The organism is Pseudoroseicyclus sp. H15 (assembly GCF_054353345.1).
This window is the reverse complement of sequence record NZ_JBTHJE010000001.1, coordinates 1-18,016: the sequence shown is the minus strand read 5'-3', so window position 1 is coordinate 18,016 and position 18,016 is coordinate 1. Positions and strand designations below refer to the sequence as shown.

The 18,016-nt window shown below is 64.7% G+C and carries 12 protein-coding genes; 10 read left to right on the top strand and 2 right to left on the bottom strand.

Translation table 11 applies throughout. The annotated features are described in order from the left end of the window. Positions 1-149: 149 nt before the first annotated feature. The 5 genes from rpoB to ACXN5S_RS00040 all read left to right on the top strand — a co-directional run bounded on the left by rpoB (position 150) and on the right by ACXN5S_RS00040 (position 11,409). Positions 150-4,289 (top strand): DNA-directed RNA polymerase subunit beta, encoded by a 4,140-nt coding sequence (rpoB, locus tag ACXN5S_RS00060; protein ID WP_458603343.1) that lies wholly within the window; start codon positions 150-152, stop codon positions 4,287-4,289. Next, a complete protein-coding gene (locus tag ACXN5S_RS00055) occupies positions 4,289-5,137 on the top strand; it encodes an acyltransferase (RefSeq protein WP_458603342.1) in 849 nt (282 codons plus the stop codon). The genes rpoB and ACXN5S_RS00055 overlap by 1 nt, the downstream gene beginning before the upstream one ends. Next, the gene (gene rpoC / locus ACXN5S_RS00050; RefSeq protein WP_458603341.1) at positions 5,134-9,378 is read left to right on the top strand and encodes a DNA-directed RNA polymerase subunit beta'; all 4,245 of its coding nucleotides are present in this window, start codon (positions 5,134-5,136) and stop codon (positions 9,376-9,378) included. The genes ACXN5S_RS00055 and rpoC overlap by 4 nt, the downstream gene beginning before the upstream one ends. Positions 9,379-9,692: 314 nt before the next feature. Beyond that, complete coding sequence (locus ACXN5S_RS00045) at positions 9,693-10,196, top strand: hypothetical protein (RefSeq protein ID WP_458603340.1); 504 nt, start codon at positions 9,693-9,695, stop codon at positions 10,194-10,196. A gap of 46 nt (positions 10,197-10,242) precedes the next feature. Then, positions 10,243-11,409, top strand: coding sequence for an MFS transporter (locus ACXN5S_RS00040; protein ID WP_458603339.1), 1,167 nt, complete (start codon positions 10,243-10,245; stop codon positions 11,407-11,409). A gap of 21 nt (positions 11,410-11,430) precedes the next feature. Here the strand turns inward: ACXN5S_RS00040 and ACXN5S_RS00035 are convergent, their stop codons facing one another. Then, the gene (locus ACXN5S_RS00035) at positions 11,431-11,982 is read right to left on the bottom strand and encodes a hypothetical protein (protein ID WP_458603338.1); all 552 of its coding nucleotides are present in this window, start codon (positions 11,980-11,982) and stop codon (positions 11,431-11,433) included. Between the two features lie 441 nt (positions 11,983-12,423). On the opposite strand from ACXN5S_RS00035, the gene xrtE reads away from it, so the two are divergent. Beyond that, positions 12,424-14,016: an exosortase E/protease, VPEID-CTERM system gene (gene xrtE / locus ACXN5S_RS00030; RefSeq protein WP_458603337.1), complete on the top strand. Its 1,593-nt coding sequence runs from the start codon at positions 12,424-12,426 to the stop codon at positions 14,014-14,016. Positions 14,017-14,085: 69 nt separating this feature from the next. Here the strand turns inward: xrtE and ACXN5S_RS00025 are convergent, their stop codons facing one another. After that, positions 14,086-14,301, bottom strand: a complete 216-nt coding sequence (locus tag ACXN5S_RS00025; protein WP_458603336.1) for a VPEID-CTERM sorting domain-containing protein — start codon at positions 14,299-14,301, stop codon at positions 14,086-14,088. 506 nt (positions 14,302-14,807) lie between these two features. On the opposite strand from ACXN5S_RS00025, the gene rpsL reads away from it, so the two are divergent. The 4 genes from rpsL to ACXN5S_RS00005 form a co-directional block, all read left to right on the top strand. Continuing rightward, complete coding sequence (gene rpsL / locus ACXN5S_RS00020; RefSeq protein WP_458603335.1) at positions 14,808-15,179, top strand: 30S ribosomal protein S12; 372 nt, start codon at positions 14,808-14,810, stop codon at positions 15,177-15,179. A 12-nt stretch (positions 15,180-15,191) separates the two neighbouring features. Continuing rightward, positions 15,192-15,662: a 30S ribosomal protein S7 gene (rpsG, locus tag ACXN5S_RS00015; RefSeq protein ID WP_458603334.1), complete on the top strand. Its 471-nt coding sequence runs from the start codon at positions 15,192-15,194 to the stop codon at positions 15,660-15,662. Positions 15,663-15,689: 27 nt separating this feature from the next. Beyond that, a complete protein-coding gene (gene fusA / locus ACXN5S_RS00010) occupies positions 15,690-17,813 on the top strand; it encodes an elongation factor G (RefSeq protein ID WP_458603333.1) in 2,124 nt (707 codons plus the stop codon). Between the two features lie 86 nt (positions 17,814-17,899). Beyond that, positions 17,900-18,016: GTP-binding protein (locus ACXN5S_RS00005; RefSeq protein ID WP_458604060.1), on the top strand; the 117-nt coding region annotated here is incomplete at its 3' end.

Sequence of the window (18,016 nt, the reverse complement as noted above, 5' to 3'; positions counted from 1 at the left end):
GCCTCCCTTCCGGGTAGGTTCGAAGGTCGGGAAGGAGCCCTTGGGTCGGGCTCCAGGAATTGACCTCCCTCCCCATTCTCGAAGGGATCCCCCGCGCGAGCCCCGGCGCGGCAGGATCTCGGCAAGAGATGTGAAAGGCGATATCGCTCATGGCGCAATCCTTCCTCGGCCAGAAACGACTCCGTAAATATTACGGCAAGATCCGCGAAGTGCTGGAGCTGCCGAACCTCATCGAGGTGCAGAAGTCCTCGTACGACCTCTTCCTGAAATCCGGTGAAGCGCCGGAGCCGACCGATGGCGAAGGCCTGCAGGGCGTGTTCCAGTCGGTCTTCCCGATCAAGGATTTCAACGAGACGGCCGTGCTGGAGTTCGTCTCCTACGAGCTGGAAAAGCCGAAATACGACGTCGAGGAATGCCAGCAGCGCGACATGACCTACAGCGCGCCGCTGAAGGTGACGCTGCGCCTGATCGTGTTCGATGTCGATGAAGATACCGGCGCCAAGTCGGTGAAGGGCATCAAGGAACAAGACGTCTTCATGGGCGACATGCCCCTGATGACGCATAACGGCACGTTCATCGTGAACGGCACCGAGCGCGTCATCGTTTCCCAGATGCACCGCTCCCCGGGCGTGTTCTTCGACCACGACAAGGGCAAGACCCACTCCTCGGGCAAGCTGCTGTTCGCCTGCCGGATCATCCCCTACCGCGGCTCCTGGCTCGACTTCGAATTCGACGCCAAGGACCTCGTTTACGCACGGATCGACCGTCGCCGGAAGCTGCCGGTGACGACGCTGCTCTATGCGCTGGGGCTCGACCAGGAAGGCATCATGGATGCCTATTACAACACGGTCGATTACAACTTCGATAAGAAGGCCAATGGCTGGAAGACGAAGTTCTTCCCCGAGCGCGTGCGCGGCACCCGCCCGACCTATGACCTTGTCGATGCCGACACCGGCGAAGTGATCGCCAAGGCCGGCGACAAGATCACGCCGCGCAAGGTGAAGAAGCTGATCGACGAGGGCAGCGTCAGCGAGCTGATGGTCCCCTTCCGTCAGATCGTCGGCAAGTTCGTGGCCAAGGACATCATCGACGAAGAAACCGGCGCCATCTACGTGGAGGCCGGCGACGAGCTGACGCTCGAGATGGACAAGGACGGCGAGATCATCGGCGGCACCGTGCGCGAGCTGCTCGATGCCGGCTTCACGTCGATCCCCGTGCTCGACATCGATAACATCAACGTCGGCCCGTACATCCGCAACACGATGGCGACCGACAAGAACATGAGCCGCGAGACGGCCCTGCTCGACATCTACCGCGTCATGCGCCCCGGCGAGCCGCCGACAGTCGATGCCGCCTCGAACCTGTTCGACACGCTGTTCTTCGACAGCGAGCGCTACGACCTTTCCGCCGTGGGCCGCGTGAAGATGAACATGCGCCTCGATCTCGATGCCGAAGACACCCAGCGCACGCTGCGCAAGGAAGACATCGTTTCCTGCATCAAGGCGCTGGTCGACCTGCGTGACGGCAAGGGCGAGGTCGATGACATCGACCACCTCGGCAACCGCCGGGTCCGCTCTGTCGGCGAGCTGATGGAAAACCAGTACCGCGTTGGCCTGCTGCGTATGGAGCGCGCCATCAAGGAGCGCATGTCCTCCGTCGAGATCGACACGGTCATGCCGCAGGACCTGATCAACGCGAAGCCCGCCGCGGCCGCCGTGCGCGAGTTCTTCGGCTCCAGCCAGCTGTCGCAGTTCATGGACCAGACGAACCCGTTGTCGGAAGTCTCCCACAAGCGTCGCCTCTCGGCGCTTGGCCCGGGCGGTCTGACGCGCGAGCGTGCCGGCTTCGAGGTGCGCGACGTGCACCCGACGCACTATGGCCGCATGTGCCCGATCGAAACGCCGGAAGGCCCGAACATCGGTCTCATCAACAACCTCGCCACCTTCGCGCGGGTCAACAAGTACGGCTTCATCGAAACGCCCTACCGCTCCGTGAAGGACGGCCAGGTCACCGATGAAGTGCGCTACATGTCGGCCACCGAAGAGCAGCGCCACATCGTCGCGCAGGCGAACGCCAATCTCGACGAGAGCGGCAAGTTCGTGAACGAGCTGGTCAACACCCGCCAGGCCGGCGAATACACGCTGGCGCCCTCGGAAAACGTCGACCTCATCGACGTGTCGCCGAAGCAGCTGGTGTCGGTCGCGGCCTCGCTCATTCCGTTCCTGGAAAATGACGACGCCAACCGCGCTCTGATGGGCTCGAACATGCAAAAGCAGGCCGTGCCGCTTCTGCAGGCCGAGGCCCCGCTCGTGGGCACCGGCATGGAAGGCGTCGTGGCACGCGATTCCGGCGCCGCCATCATGGCGAAGCGTGGCGGCATCATCGACCAGGTCGATGCCGTGCGGATCGTTGTGCGTGCGACCGAAGATCTCGAGGTCGGCGACCCCGGCGTCGACATCTACCGGATGCGCAAGTTCCAGCGGTCGAACCAGAACACCTGCATCAACCAGCGCCCGCTGGTGAAAGTGGGTGACACGGTGGCCAAGGGCGAGGTGATCGCCGACGGCCCGTCGACCGACATGGGCGAGCTGGCGCTCGGCAAGAACGTGGTCGTCGCGTTCATGCCGTGGAACGGCTACAACTACGAGGACTCCATCCTCATCTCCGAGCGGATCACCCGCGACGACGTGTTCACCTCGATCCATATCGAGGAGTTCGAAGTTGCCGCCCGTGACACCAAGCTCGGGCCGGAGGAGATCACCCGCGACATCCCGAACGTCGGCGAGGAAGCCCTGCGCAACCTCGACGAAGCGGGCATCGTCTACATCGGGGCCGAAGTGGGCCCGGGCGATATCCTCGTTGGCAAGATCACCCCGAAAGGTGAATCTCCGATGACCCCGGAGGAAAAGCTCCTCCGCGCCATCTTCGGTGAGAAAGCCTCGGACGTGCGCGATACCTCGCTGCGTCTGCCCCCGGGTGACTACGGCACGATCGTGGAAGTGCGCGTCTTTAACCGCCACGGCGTTGAGAAAGACGAGCGCGCGCTGCAGATCGAGCGGGAAGAGGTGGAGCGTCTGTCGCGTGACCGCGACGACGAGCTCGCTATCCTCGACCGCAACATCTACGCGCGTCTGCAGGAGATGATCCTGGGCAAGACGGCCGTCAAAGGCCCGAAGGGCTTCAAGGCCGGCAGCCAGATCACCGAAGCTGTGCTGGAGGATCTCTCCCGCGGTCAGTGGTGGCAGCTCGCCCTCGAAGACGAGGACGATGCCAAGATCGTCGAAGCGCTCAACGAGCAATACGAGGCGCAGAAGCGCACGCTCGATGCCCGCTTCGAAGACAAGGTGGAGAAGGTCCGCCGCGGCGACGATCTGCCTCCGGGCGTGATGAAGATGGTCAAGGTCTTTGTGGCCGTGAAGCGCAAGCTTCAGCCGGGCGACAAGATGGCCGGCCGTCACGGCAACAAGGGCGTCATCTCCCGCGTCGTGCCGATGGAAGACATGCCCTTCCTCGAAGACGGCACCCCGGTCGACTTCTGCCTCAACCCGCTCGGCGTGCCGAGCCGGATGAACGTGGGCCAGATTCTCGAAACCCACATGGGCTGGGCCGCGCGCGGCCTTGGCATCCAGGTGGACGAGGCCCTGCAGGAGTATCGCCGGTCGGGTGACCTCACCCCGGTGCGCGAAGCCATGCGCATCGCCTATGGCGAAGACGTCTACGAAGAAGGCGTCGAGGCCATGGAAGAGGGCGCGCTGGTGGAAGCGGCCGGCAACGTCGTGCGCGGCGTGCCGATCGCGACGCCGGTCTTCGACGGTGCCAAGGAAGGCGACGTGGACGACTCGCTCCGCCGGGCGGGCTTTGATCAGTCGGGCCAGTCCCGTCTGTTCGACGGCCGCACGGGCGAGGAATTCTCCCGGAAGGTGACGGTTGGGGTGAAATACCTCCTCAAGCTGCACCACCTGGTGGACGACAAGATCCACGCGCGCTCGACGGGCCCGTACTCGCTCGTCACCCAGCAGCCGCTCGGTGGTAAGGCGCAGTTCGGTGGCCAGCGCTTCGGTGAGATGGAGGTCTGGGCTCTGGAAGCTTACGGCGCCGCCTACACCCTGCAGGAGATGCTGACCGTGAAGTCCGACGACGTCGCGGGCCGCACCAAGGTGTACGAGAGCATCGTGAAGGGCGAGGACAACTTCGAAGCCGGCGTGCCGGAATCGTTCAACGTGCTCGTCAAGGAGGTCCGGGGTCTCGGCCTCAACATGGAGCTGCTCGACGCGGAGGAAGAGGAGTAATGCTCGGGCTTCCCCGCGGCCTCGCTGACAAGCGAGCCGCGAAAGCCCTGGCGGACTATCAGGCCTGGCTTCCCGCCAGCGTGACACTGCCCGATCCTTCGCAGATCGAGGTCGTGCCGCTGGCGGAGCCGCCGAGCCGCAAGAACCTGGAGGTGGCCGGCATCTTCGGCCCCGACAGCTTTCTGTTTCTCTGGGGCTGGGACGCGCCGACAATCGATGCCTACCTGCGGATCATCGCTCTGAAGGGAAGGCCGTCAGACAACGTGCGTCTCGGCGTCGGTCCGGTGCGCAGCGGCACGATTGCCATCGGCATCAAGGGGCGGGGCGCCCGTTTCGCCCTGGGTGAATCGCGCAAGGCTCGCGTGAAGTGCCATCTGATACAGGAATCGGAGATCGCCATCGGTGATGGAACGACAGTCGAGAATGCAGAAATCGATGTCCGTAAAGGGCAGGCGATGATCGGTCGCGACTGCATGCTCTCCGGCCATATCGACATCAAGGCGTCGGCCCATCATGGGATCATCGACCTCTCGGGCCCCGAACCCGTGATCGACGATCGCAAACCCTCCGTGACGGTGGGTGACCATGTGTGGATCGGTCAGGGGGCCATGATGGTCGGGCGCGCCTCTATCGGCAGCGGCTCGATCCTCGGTGCGGGGGCGCTGCTGGCCAGCAATGCCCCGGCCAACGTGGCCCTGGCAGGAAACCCGGCACAGGTGGTGCGCGAGCGCGTCACCTGGTGCCGAGAGCCGCATGCTATCGATCCTGCGGCTCAGGATTACATTTCGAGTTTGGACAAGGCTCCGGTGGCGCATCTGCCGGCCGACCTTAAGGAGACGACGCAATGAACCAGGAATTGACCAACAACCCGTTCAATCCGCTGGCCCCGGCCAAGATGTTCGACGAGATTCGCGTCTCTCTGGCGAGCCCGGAGCGGATTCTCAGCTGGTCCTTCGGCGAGATCAAGAAGCCCGAGACGATCAACTACCGCACGTTCAAGCCCGAGCGTGACGGCCTGTTCTGCGCGCGCATCTTCGGCCCGATCAAAGATTACGAATGCCTGTGCGGCAAGTACAAGCGCATGAAATATCGCGGCGTCGTCTGCGAGAAATGCGGTGTGGAAGTCACGCTGCAAAAGGTGCGCCGCGAGCGCATGGGCCACATCGAGCTGGCCTCGCCGGTGGCGCACATCTGGTTCCTCAAGTCGCTGCCCAGCCGCATCGGCCTGATGCTGGACATGACGCTGCGCGATCTTGAGCGCATCCTCTACTTCGAGAACTACGTCGTCATCGAGCCCGGCCTGACCGACCTGACCTATGGCCAGCTGCTGACGGAAGAAGAATATCTCGACGCGCAGGACGCCTACGGTCTCGATGCCTTCACGGCCAACATCGGCGCCGAAGCGATCCGCGAGATGCTCTCCCAGATCGACCTCGAAGCCGAGGCCGAGCAGCTGCGCGCCGACCTCAAGGAGGCCACGGGCGAGCTGAAGCCGAAGAAGATCATCAAGCGTCTGAAGATCGTCGAGAGCTTCATCGAATCCGGCAACCGCCCGGAATGGATGATCATGACGGTCATCCCGGTCATCCCGCCGGAGCTGCGCCCGCTGGTGCCGCTCGACGGTGGCCGCTTCGCCACGTCCGACCTCAACGACCTCTACCGCCGGGTCATCAACCGCAACAACCGCCTCAAGCGGCTCATCGAGCTGCGCGCGCCCGACATCATCGTGCGCAACGAGAAGCGGATGCTGCAGGAATCCGTCGACGCCCTGTTCGACAACGGCCGCCGCGGCCGCGTCATCACGGGTGCCAACAAGCGCCCGCTGAAGTCGCTGTCGGACATGCTGAAAGGCAAGCAAGGCCGCTTCCGTCAGAACCTTCTGGGCAAGCGCGTCGACTTCTCCGGCCGGTCTGTCATCGTGACCGGACCGGAGCTCAAGCTGCACCAGTGCGGCCTGCCGAAGAAGATGGCGCTCGAGCTCTTCAAGCCGTTCATCTACTCGCGGCTCGAAGCGAAAGGCCTCAGCTCGACCGTCAAGCAGGCGAAGAAGCTGGTCGAGAAGGAGCGCCCGGAGGTCTGGGACATCCTCGACGAGGTGATCCGCGAACACCCTGTCATGCTGAACCGGGCGCCCACGCTGCACCGTCTCGGCATCCAGGCTTTCGAGCCGATCCTCATCGAAGGCAAGGCCATCCAGCTGCACCCGCTCGTCTGCTCGGCCTTCAACGCCGACTTCGACGGTGACCAGATGGCCGTGCACGTTCCGCTCTCGCTGGAAGCCCAGCTGGAAGCGCGCGTGCTGATGATGTCGACCAACAACGTGCTGTCGCCCGCCAACGGCGCGCCGATCATCGTGCCGTCGCAGGACATGGTGCTGGGTCTCTACTACCTGACGATCCAGCGCGAAAACATGCCGGGCGAAGGCATGTCCTTCGGGTCGATCGAAGAGGTCGAGCACGCGCTCGCCTCTGGCGCCGTGCACCTGCACGCCAAGATCACCGCGCGCATCAAGCAGATCGACGAGACGGGCAACGAGGTTTGGGAGCGGTTTGAAACCACCCCCGGCCGGCTGCGGCTGGGTGGCCTTCTGCCGCTCAACGCCAAGGCGCCCTTCGAGCTGGTCAACCGCCTCCTTCGCAAGAAAGAGGTGCAGCAGGTCATCGACACCGTCTACCGCTACTGCGGCCAGAAAGAGTCGGTCATCTTCTGTGACCACATCATGTCGATCGGCTTCAAAGAGGCCTTCAAGGCCGGCATCTCCTTCGGCAAGGACGACATGGTCGTGCCGGAATCGAAGTGGGAGCTGGTCGAAGAGACCCGCGAGCAGGTCAAGGATTTCGAACAGCAGTACATGGACGGCCTGATCACCCAAGGTGAGAAGTACAACAAGGTCGTCGATGCCTGGTCGAAGTGTAACGACAAGCTCACCGCCGCGGTCATGTCGACCATCTCGGCCGTGAAGATGGACGAGAACGGTCGTGAGATGGAGCCCAACTCCGTCTACATGATGGCCCACTCCGGTGCCCGGGGCTCGGTGACGCAGATGAAGCAGCTCGGCGGGATGCGCGGCCTGATGGCCAAGCCCTCCGGCGAGATCATCGAGACGCCGATCATCTCGAACTTCAAGGAAGGTCTGACCGTGCTGGAGTACTTCAACTCCACCCACGGCGCCCGGAAGGGTCTGTCGGACACCGCCCTGAAGACCGCCAACTCCGGTTACCTGACCCGTCGTCTCGTCGACGTGGCGCAGGACTGCATCGTGCGCGAGCATGATTGCGGCACCGGCCAGGCGATCACCGCCGAGACGGCGATCAACGATGGCGAAGTCGTCGCCTCGCTGGCCGAGCGCGTGCTGGGCCGGGTTGCGGCCGACGACGTGCTGCGCCCCGGTACCGACGAGGTCATCGTGAAGGCCGGCGAGCTCATCGACGAGCGCAAGGCCGACATGATCGACACCGCGGTCGTCACCAAGATGCGCATCCGCTCGCCCCTCACCTGTGAGGCCGAGGATGGTGTCTGCGCCATGTGCTACGGGCGCGACCTTGCCCGCGGCACCATGGTCAACCAGGGCGAGGCTGTCGGCATCATCGCCGCGCAGTCGATCGGTGAGCCCGGCACCCAGCTGACGATGCGGACCTTCCACATCGGCGGCGTGGCGCAGGGTGGCCAGCAATCGTTCCTCGAAGCCAGCCAGACCGGTAAGGTGGAGTTCCGCAACGCCCAGATCCTCGAAAACGAGGCGGGTGAGCAGATCGCCATGGGCCGGAACATGGTGCTCGCCATCGTCGGCGACGACGGCGACGAGCTGGCGCAGCACAAGATCGGCTACGGTACCAAGGTGTTCGTCAAGGACGGCGACAGCATCACCCGCGGCGACAAGATGATCGAATGGGACCCCTACACCCTGCCGATCATCGCCGACAAATCGGGTAAGGTCCGCTTCGTCGACCTCGTGACCGGCATCGCCGTGCGTGAAGAGACCGACGATGCAACGGGCATGACCCAGCGCATCGTGTCTGACTGGCGCTCGGTGCCGAAGGGCAGCGATCTCAAGCCCGAGATCCTGGTCGTCGGCGAAGACGGTGAGCCTGTGCGCAACGATGCGGGCAACCCGGTGGCCTACACGATGTCGGTCGATGCCATCCTCTCCGTCGAAGACGGGCAGGACATCAAGGCCGGTGACGTGGTCGCGCGGATCCCGCGGGAAGGTGCGAAGACGAAGGACATCACCGGTGGTCTGCCGCGTGTGGCCGAACTCTTCGAGGCCCGTCGTCCGAAAGACCACGCCATCATCGCCGAGATCGACGGCTACGTCCGCTTCGGGAAGGACTACAAGAACAAGCGGCGGATCGCGATCGAGCCGGCCGACGAGTCCTTCGAGAAGGTCGAGTACATGGTGCCGAAGGGCAAGCACATCCCGGTTCAGGAAGGCGACTTCGTGAACAAGGGCGATTACATCATGGACGGCAATCCTGCCCCCCATGACATTCTCGCCATCATGGGTGTTGAGGCTCTGGCCGACTACATGATCAACGAGGTGCAGGACGTCTATCGACTGCAGGGCGTGAAGATCAACGACAAGCACATCGAGGTGATCGTTCGCCAGATGCTGCAGAAGATCGAGATCACCGAGTCGGGCGATACCGTGCTGCTGAAGGGCGAGCATGTCGACAAGGGCGAGTTCGACGAGGCCAATGCCAAGTCGCTCTCGAAAGGCGGCCGTCCGGCTCAGGGCGCGCCCATCCTGCTCGGCATCACCAAGGCCTCGCTGCAAACGCGCAGCTTCATCTCCGCCGCCTCCTTCCAGGAGACGACGCGGGTGCTCACCGAAGCCTCGGTGCAGGGCAAGCGCGACAAGCTCGTGGGCCTCAAGGAGAACGTCATCGTCGGCCGGCTCATCCCGGCTGGCACCGGTGGCGCCACCTCCCGCGTCGTGAAGGTTGCGGCCGACCGTGACCATCAGGTGATCGAAGAGCGCCGCGAAGCTGCCGAGGCCGCTGCCGCCCTGGCCGCGCCGGAGCAGGAAGACGTGATCGGCGAGGAAGACTTCGACTCGGTCATCGTCGATACGCCGGAGAGCCGCGACTAAGCGGTTCGCCCCGCGCCAAGCATCAGGCCCCGCCGGGAGACCGGCGGGGCCTTTTTGTTGCCCGCGCCAGAGGCTGGGTGCCGCGCTAACCTTTTTGCAAGAAAGTGACCGCTATCACCTCTGCATGAGACGCATGTTGCGCTAGGCTGCACGAAGCGGTCGGAGCGGGAGCCTCCGGGGGAGCCGCCAAGATATGTAAATTTGGGCGAATTTTATGAGAATGGTGTGGGCCAGCGCAAAGGCTCCGCCGAATCGACAAATTGCCGCCTTCTTTAACCGTGATCTTCGGATCTCGTAGACAGAGGGGCGAGTACATGGCGCATGAGTTGGAATTGATGGACGATTTGCTTTGGGACGCGGTCGATACCGCGCGCAGGGGGCCTTTCGATCCCACACTTGGCGAGCAGGAGCTGGCCCGCATCTTCCCCAAGGCCGATCTGGCCCTCGTGCCGATCTACCGCGACCTTCTCGCCCTGGCCGAAGAATTTCAGATGTTCACCGGCCGCGATCTTGGTCTCTGGGCCCAGATCGGCGAGCTCTACGGCGCCATCACCTACGGTATCTCGCTCGACCGTGAGGGCGGTCGCTCCACCGGCGGCACGCTGGAGGGCGAGCGCATCGCCATCCGCACCATCGCGCCCGGGGCCGAGGATGAGGCCGTGCTGGTCGACCGCGCCGAAGCCTTCGACAAGCTGCTGATCGTGCGCATCGGCGAGAACTTCCAGGTGCGCGGCCAGATGCTGCCGCGCCACGCGCTGCCCGCCGGCGAAAGCGCCGAGCTGCGCGTCTGCTGGCAGGAGCTGCGGGCCGTCAACTAGGCCCCAGCCCCTTGCCCCCGCCGCCGCCCCGTCGCAAAGGGGAACCATGGGGACGACGGGCAATTGGCGGATCATCCTGGCGCTTTGGGCGGCAGGGCTAGGGGCAGGGGCGCAATTCGCCAAGGTCTCGGTCATCTTCGATGCCCTGGGCCTGGCCTATCCCGAGGCCGGCGCGAGCCTTGGCTTCTCCGTCTCCCTCCTCAGTTTTCTCGGCATCGTCTTCGGCCTCTTCGCCGGGCTGATCGCCGCGCGGCTCGGCCTGCGCCGGCTGCTGATCGTCGGGCTGCTGCTCGGTGCGGCGGTCTCGGCCTTCCAGGTCACGTTGCCGCCCTTCCCGGTGCTCTTGGCGAGCCGCGTGGTGGAGGGGCTGTCGCACCTCATCATCGTGGTCGCGGCGCCCACGCTGATGGCCGGCGCGGCCAGCGAAGGGCAGCGCCCTGTCGCCATGACGCTGTGGAGCACCTTCTTCGGCGTCGCCTTCGCGCTCACCGCCTTCTTCGGCCTGCCGCTGACAGAGGCGCTCGGCCCGGGCGCGCTTTTCGCGGCCCATGCCGTCTACATGGCCGCGATGGCGGCGCTTCTGGCATGGATCCTGCCGCCGCGGCCGCCCGCTGTGCCCGAGGCCCGGCTCACGCTCCGCTCTATCGCCGCCCGGCATGTCGAGGCCTATCGCTCGCCGAACTCCGCCGCACCGGCGCTGGCCTGGCTGTTCTACACGCTGGCCTATGTGTCGATCCTCACGGTTCTGCCGGGGATGATGCTGGCGGTCGAGGGGCGGGCCTTCGTGAGCACCGCAATGCCCATCGCCGGCATCGCCGTTTCGATGAGCCTGGGGCTGCTCCTGCTGCGTATCTTCCCGCCGGTGCCCGTGGTCATGATGGGCTTCGCGATCTCGGCGGTCTGCGCGCTGCTGCTTCTCGTCACCGACAACCCCTGGGTGCCTGTGGCGCTGGTGGGCGGGCTGGGGCTGGTGCAGGGCGCCAACTTCTCCGCCATCCCGGCGCTCAACCCCGCACCGGACCGGCAGGCCATCGCGAACGGCGCGGTCGCGCAGATGGGCAACCTCGGCAATACGCTCGGCACGCCGATCCTGCTGGCCGCGGTGGCGGCCTTCGGGCTGCCGGGGCTGGTCGGCTTCGCGGTTCTGGCCTTCGGCGGCGGCATCGTCGCGCATGGGGTGCTGGCCCGCCGGCGGGCCAGGCCAGCACTTTAAGCGCGGGGCGAAGCGTTTAGGTTACCGGCTGCCGTAGAGCGCCCCGTTGTCGCCGTCGATCGTCACGCCGAGGTCGCCGGAGCCGACACCCTCCACCTCGCCGTGAATGGAGTAGACCGGGTTCGAGACCTGCCCGAGCGTCGTGCCGTCGGTATGGGTCGTGCCTTCGAGATCGAGGTCGAAGTAGACATCGGACTGGCGCGTCGTTCCGAAGCCGCCGGTAAGCGTGCCCTTTAGATCGGCGTAGAAATCCTGCGTGTCGATGGAAATCGCGCCATGCGAGAGAACGAGCGTGCCCGAGAGACGCTCGGTGGGAACGCCGCCTTGGGTGAAGTTGATGTCTCGCACATTGCCGGTGACGGCATCAAAGCCGACGTTCGTGAATTCGATATTGACGGTGGAGGTGCCGGCGAGCCCGTAGCCGCTCTGGCCATTGACCCGCATGTCGCTGACGACGAAACCGCCGTTATAGGTCGCGCTGCCCTGAATGGGCAGGAGGGGCGGGCCCGTCTCTTCCCAACCGTCGATCCGCCGCGAGCGATCCTCCATCGAAGCGACGGCATTGGCCCCCATGGTTGGCGGGGCCTGGATGTAGATGGGGTCGGGCTGCGTCGGCCCGCCACCGCCGCCACCTCCCCCTCCACCGTTACCGGCACCCCCGCCTCCACCGGAGGACGAGCTGCAGGCGGCCAAAAGAGCAAAAAGACAAATGGTGAAAGCGGGCGCTGAAAATCGCGGGTACAAAAATGTCATGCCAAATATCAGTTGACGCCAAGTGACTCTGTCAAGCGTTTCCAGCCCGACACCGGGCATCGAAACGGAGCAGGGCGTCCTCGCCGGGTTACCGCTAGGCCCGGCCTAATCGAGGGGCCGGTGTGACTTGCCATGCTCGCCCCAGGCGCGGGCATCGCCATGGATTGGGGTCCGGTTGTGCCGAGGCGGCGCCGGGCAGGGCGGGTAATCACCCCGGACAGGTCAATTTTTCGGCGCATTTGAACGGCAGGACGGGCCGCGATGAGCAGCAACGTGCATAATCCGCCTGCCCGCCCCTGGCCCCGCCTCGCCCTTTTCGGCGGGCTGGCGCTGGCCGAGATCGCTGCGCTGGCGCTGGTCTACCAGGTCTTCGCCGATTTCGAATGTACCGACACCGGGCTCTTCGAGGCATGCCGCGCCCTGCGCAGCATGCCCGCCCGGGCGCTCGTTGTGCTGGCCGTAGCCGCGATGCTCGCCTGGGCCCGGCCCGGGCTGCTGCGCAGCATCGAGCCGCGCGGCGGGGCAGGGGCCTGGCCGCTCGTGCATCTTGGCGGGCTGGCGCTGATGTTCCTGCCCGCGCTGCTGGCGCCAGGCGGCAACCTGATCGCCATCGCCCGACTCGCCATGGGGCTTTGGGCTGTGGGCGCTGTGGTCACCTCGCTCGGCTGGCTGTTCTGGCTCGCTCGCCCCGCCGATCTGGCCGCCATCGCGCGCTCGCTGGGGCTTGGCGCCGGGCTGCTGCTCGCCCTTGCGGTGCTGATGCCCGACATCGTGCGCCTCGTCGGCCCGATCTGGAACCTCGAGGCGATGGCCTCGGCCACGCTGAACGGCGCGGCGCTGCTGCTGCACCTGATGGGCGAGACCGTCTATCTCGATGCACCGAGCGCCGTGCTGGGCACGGCGACCTTCTCGGTGCGCGTGGCAGAATCCTGCTCCGGCATCGAGGGCATCGTGCTCGTCTTCGCCTTCGGCTCGCTCTACGCGCTGCTCTTCCGCCGCGAGATCCATCTCGGCCGCTTCTTCGCGGTGATCCTGCCGCTGGCGATGCTGGCGAGCTGGTTGCTGAACCTGGCGCGTATCGCGCTGCTGGTGATGATCGGCAGCCATGGCGCACCCGAGCTGGCGGTGGGGGGCTTTCACTCTCATGCCGGCTGGATTTTCTTCTGCATCGTGGCGCTCGGACTTGTCGCGCTGATGGAGGCGCTGCCCTGGCTGCACCGCGCCCCCCGCCGCGCCGCGCCCGCCTGGGCCGAGGATCGCGCCGCCGCCTTCATCGTGCCTTTCGCCGTGTTCATGCTGAGCGGGCTGGTGGGCAATGCCGTCGTCTCCGAGCCAGAGATGGCCTATCCCTTCCGCATCCTCCTGGTCGCCCTGTCACTCTGGCCCTTCCGCCGCCAGTACGTGGCGCTGATTGGCCGGCCGGATATGCTGAGCCTCGGCGCCGGGCTGGGTGTGGGTGTTCTCTGGGTGGTCACCGCACCCGCCGGCGATGGCGCCCTTGCGGCGCGGCTGGCCGAGATGGCGCCGGTGGTGCTGGCAGCCTGGGTGATCCTGCGGGTGCTGGGCACGAGCCTTGTCGTGCCGCTGGTGGAGGAGCTGCTCTTCCGCGGCTACATCCTGCTCGACTGGCTGGACGGGCCGGGCTGGCCCCGCAAGGTGATGGCCATCGCCGCCTCCACGCTACCTTTCGCCCTGCTACATGGCCGCTATCTGGCCGCCGGGCTGGCCGGGCTCGTCTTCGCACTCGTGGCATTGCGCCGGGGTCGGGTGAGCGACGCGATCTGGGCACATGTCGCTGCCAACCTGATCGTCGCGCTCTGGGCACTGGCGCTCGGCGACTTCACCCTCATCTGACCGCCGGGCATGAAAAAGGCGGCGCAGCCCTTGGCCGCGCCGCCTGTCATGTCGCCCGAAGCCTGGGACTCAGACGTTCGACTTGCGGCGACGCGCATGCGTCAGCAGCATGACGGCGGCGAGCGCGGCCAGGCCGAGCAGGCCGGCGGAGGCGTCGATCTCGGGAACGTTGTTGGTCGGCGGCGGCGGGGAGGGGTAGCAGCCCCACCAGCAGGTTGCCATGGCGGGCGCCGACGCAAGCGAGAGCGGCAGCGCTACCACGAGACCTTTAAGCAGATTGGTCATGGGTATATCCTCTTGAGGGTTCGGGCCGCTCCGGGCGGCGATATAGTCATGACGGCTCGATCACGACCTGGCCAGAAAAGGGCTACAATTGTCTAAAATTAGCGGATTCGGTTGAGGAGCCGAGGGCAATGGCAGGGCCGGGCAAGAATTGTTTACAATTTTATAAGAGGTGGCGGCGATAGCGATTCGCCTCGCCCCATAACGGCCCGGCCTTGAGGGGCTGTTGACACCCCCAACGACTCCCCCTATACGGCCACCACTCGGGCGCAGGGATACCTTGCGACCCGGTTATCAGAGTTGAGTGGTCACGATCCGGGCTTATGCCCCGATCCTCTGAAAGACCCACCGCACCGTTCTCCGGACCAGGGAACGTTGGCGGGTATTTGCGTTGCGCCCTGCACGATTTGCCGGGCGTGAAACGGTCCAGCCGCTTGTCGCGGCGTATGACGAGACGATCGGCGGACCCTACGGGCCGCGAGTTAGCAGGAAGCGGGGAAAAGAGCCCAATGCCAACGATCCAGCAGCTGATCCGCAAGCCGCGGAAGCCGAAGGTGACAAAGTCGAAGTCGCAGCACCTCGAGGGCTGCCCGCAGAAGCGCGGTGTGTGCACCCGGGTCTACACGACGACTCCGAAGAAACCGAACTCCGCCATGCGGAAGGTCGCCAAGGTGCGCCTGACGAATGGCTACGAGGTCATCAGCTACATCCCGGGCGAAAGCCACAACCTGCAGGAGCACTCGGTTGTGCTCATCCGCGGCGGCCGGGTGAAAGACCTTCCCGGTGTCCGTTATCATATCCTGCGCGGCGTCCTCGACACGCAGGGCGTCAAAGACCGTAAGCAGCGTCGTTCGAAGTACGGCGCCAAGCGCCCGAAGTAAGGAGTCCGTCAGATGTCTCGCCGTCACGCTGCCGAAAAGCGCGAAGTTCTGCCCGACGCCAAGTTTGGCGACCGGGTGGTCACCAAATTCATGAACAACCTGATGATCGACGGCAAGAAGTCCGTCGCCGAGCGCATTGTCTACAACGCGTTCGACCGGGTTGAGAGCAAGCTGAAGAAGGCCCCCGTGGAAGTGTTCCACGAGGCCCTCGAAGCCATCAAGCCGAGCCTCGAAGTTCGCTCGCGCCGCGTTGGCGGTGCCACCTATCAGGTGCCCGTCGAAGTGCGCCCCGAGCGCCGCGAAGCCCTGGCGATCCGCTGGCTCATCGACGCCAGCAAGAAGCGCAACGAAAACACGATGGAAGAGCGCCTTGCCGGCGAACTTCTCGACGCGGCCAACGGCCGTGGTTCGGCCGTGAAGAAGCGCGAAGACACCCACAAGATGGCCGACGCCAACAAAGCGTTCAGCCATTACCGCTGGTAACCGAATTTCAGCCTGAGGACCCTCCCCATGGCACGCGACTATCCCCTTCAGCGCTATCGCAACATCGGGATCATGGCCCACATCGACGCGGGCAAGACCACGACGACCGAGCGCATCCTTTTCTACACCGGCCGGTCCCACAAGATCGGTGAAGTCCACGATGGCGCCGCCACCATGGACTGGATGGAGCAGGAGCAAGAGCGCGGCATCACGATCACGTCCGCTGCCACGACCACGTTCTGGCAGCGCCAGGACGATCCGACGGCTGACGGCACCTCTGACACGAAGTACCGCTTCAACATCATCGACACTCCCGGCCACGTCGATTTCACGATCGAAGTCGAGCGTTCGCTTGCCGTGCTCGATGGCGCGATCTGCCTGCTCGACGCCAACGCCGGTGTCGAACCCCAGACGGAAACCGTCTGGCGCCAGGCCGACCGCTACAAGGTTCCGCGCATCGTCTTCGTCAACAAGATGGACAAGATCGGCGCCGACTTCTTCAACTGCGTGAAGATGATCAAGGACCGCACCGGCGCGACCCCCGTTCCGATCGCTCTGCCGATTGGTTCTGAGGACAAGCTGGAAGGCATCATCGACCTGATCACCATGGAAGAGTGGGTCTGGCTCGGTGAAGATCTGGGCGCCTCCTGGGTGCGCCAGCCGATCCGTGACGAGCTGAAAGAGCTTGCCAACGAGTGGCGCGCCACGCTCATCGAGAACGCCGTCGAAATGGACGACGACGCGATGATGGCCTACCTCGAAGGCGAAGAGCCCGACGTGCCGACGCTGCGCGGCCTTGTCCGCAAGGGCTGCCTGTCGCTGAGCTTCGTGCCCGTCACCGCTGGCTCGGCGTTCAAGAACAAGGGCGTTCAGCCCCTGCTGAACTCGGTCATCGACTTCCTGCCCTCGCCGCTCGACGTGCCCGCCTACATGGGCTTCTCGCCGGACGACGAGACGGAAGAGCGCAACATCCCGCGTCATGCCGATGACGACGAGCCCTTCTCGGGCCTCGCCTTCAAAATCATGAACGACCCCTTCATGGGCACGCTGACCTTCACCCGGATCTACTCGGGCAAGATGGTTAAGGGTGAGAGCCTGCTGAACTCGACCAAGGGCAACCGTGAGCGCATCGGCCGTATGGTCATGATGCACTCCAACAAGCAGGAAGAGATCACCGAAGCCTTCGCCGGCGACATCATTGCGCTGGCCGGCCTGAAGGGCACGACCACGGGCGACACCCTCTGCGACCCGCAGAAACCCGTCGTTCTGGAAACGATGACCTTCCCCGACCCGGTGATCGAGATCGCCGTCGAGCCGAAGACGAAGGCCGACCAGGAGAAGATGTCCATGGGTCTGCAGCGGCTTGCCGCCGAAGATCCGTCCTTCCGCGTCGAGACCGACATCGAGTCGGGCCAGACGATCATGAAGGGCATGGGCGAACTTCACCTCGACATCCTCGTCGATCGCCTCAAGCGCGAGTTCAAGGTCGAAGCCAACATCGGCGCGCCGCAGGTGGCCTATCGCGAGACCATCGGTCACGAGATCGAGCACACCTACACGCACAAGAAGCAGTCGGGTGGCTCTGGCCAGTTCGCTGAAGTTAAGCTCATCATCTCCCCCACCGAGCCGGGCGAAGGCTATTCCTTTGAAAGCCGGATCGTGGGTGGTGCGGTGCCGAAGGAATACATCCCCGGCGTCGAGAAGGGCATCAACTCGGTGATGGACAGCGGCCCGCTGGCCGGCTTCCCGGTCATCGACTTCAAGGTCGCGCTGATCGACGGCAAGTTCCACGACGTGGACTCCTCGGTTCTCGCCTTCGAGATCGCCTCGCGCATGTGCATGCGTGAAGGTCTTCGTAAGGCCGGCGCCAAGCTGCTCGAGCCGATCATGAAGGTCGAAGTGGTTTCGCCGGAAGAGTACACCGGTTCGGTCATCGGCGACCTGACCAGCCGTCGTGGCATGGTGCAGGGGCAGGACACGCGCGGCAACGCCAACGTGATCAACGCCTTCGTGCCGCTGGCCAACATGTTCGGCTACATCAACCAGCTGCGCTCGATGTCTTCGGGCCGGGCTGTGTTCTCGATGCAGTTCGACCATTACGAAGCCGTGCCGCAGAACATCTCGGACGAGATCCAGAAGAAATACGCATGATCCGGCGGTGCGTGGGCAACCACGCACCCTACCCACCCGTAGGGTGCGTGCTCGCCACGCACCGTTGACTCAAAAGGAAGACAGACATGTCCAAGGCCAAGTTTGAACGCAACAAGCCGCACGTGAACATCGGCACGATCGGTCACGTCGATCACGGCAAGACGACGCTGACGGCGGCGATCACGAAGTACTTCGGTGACTTC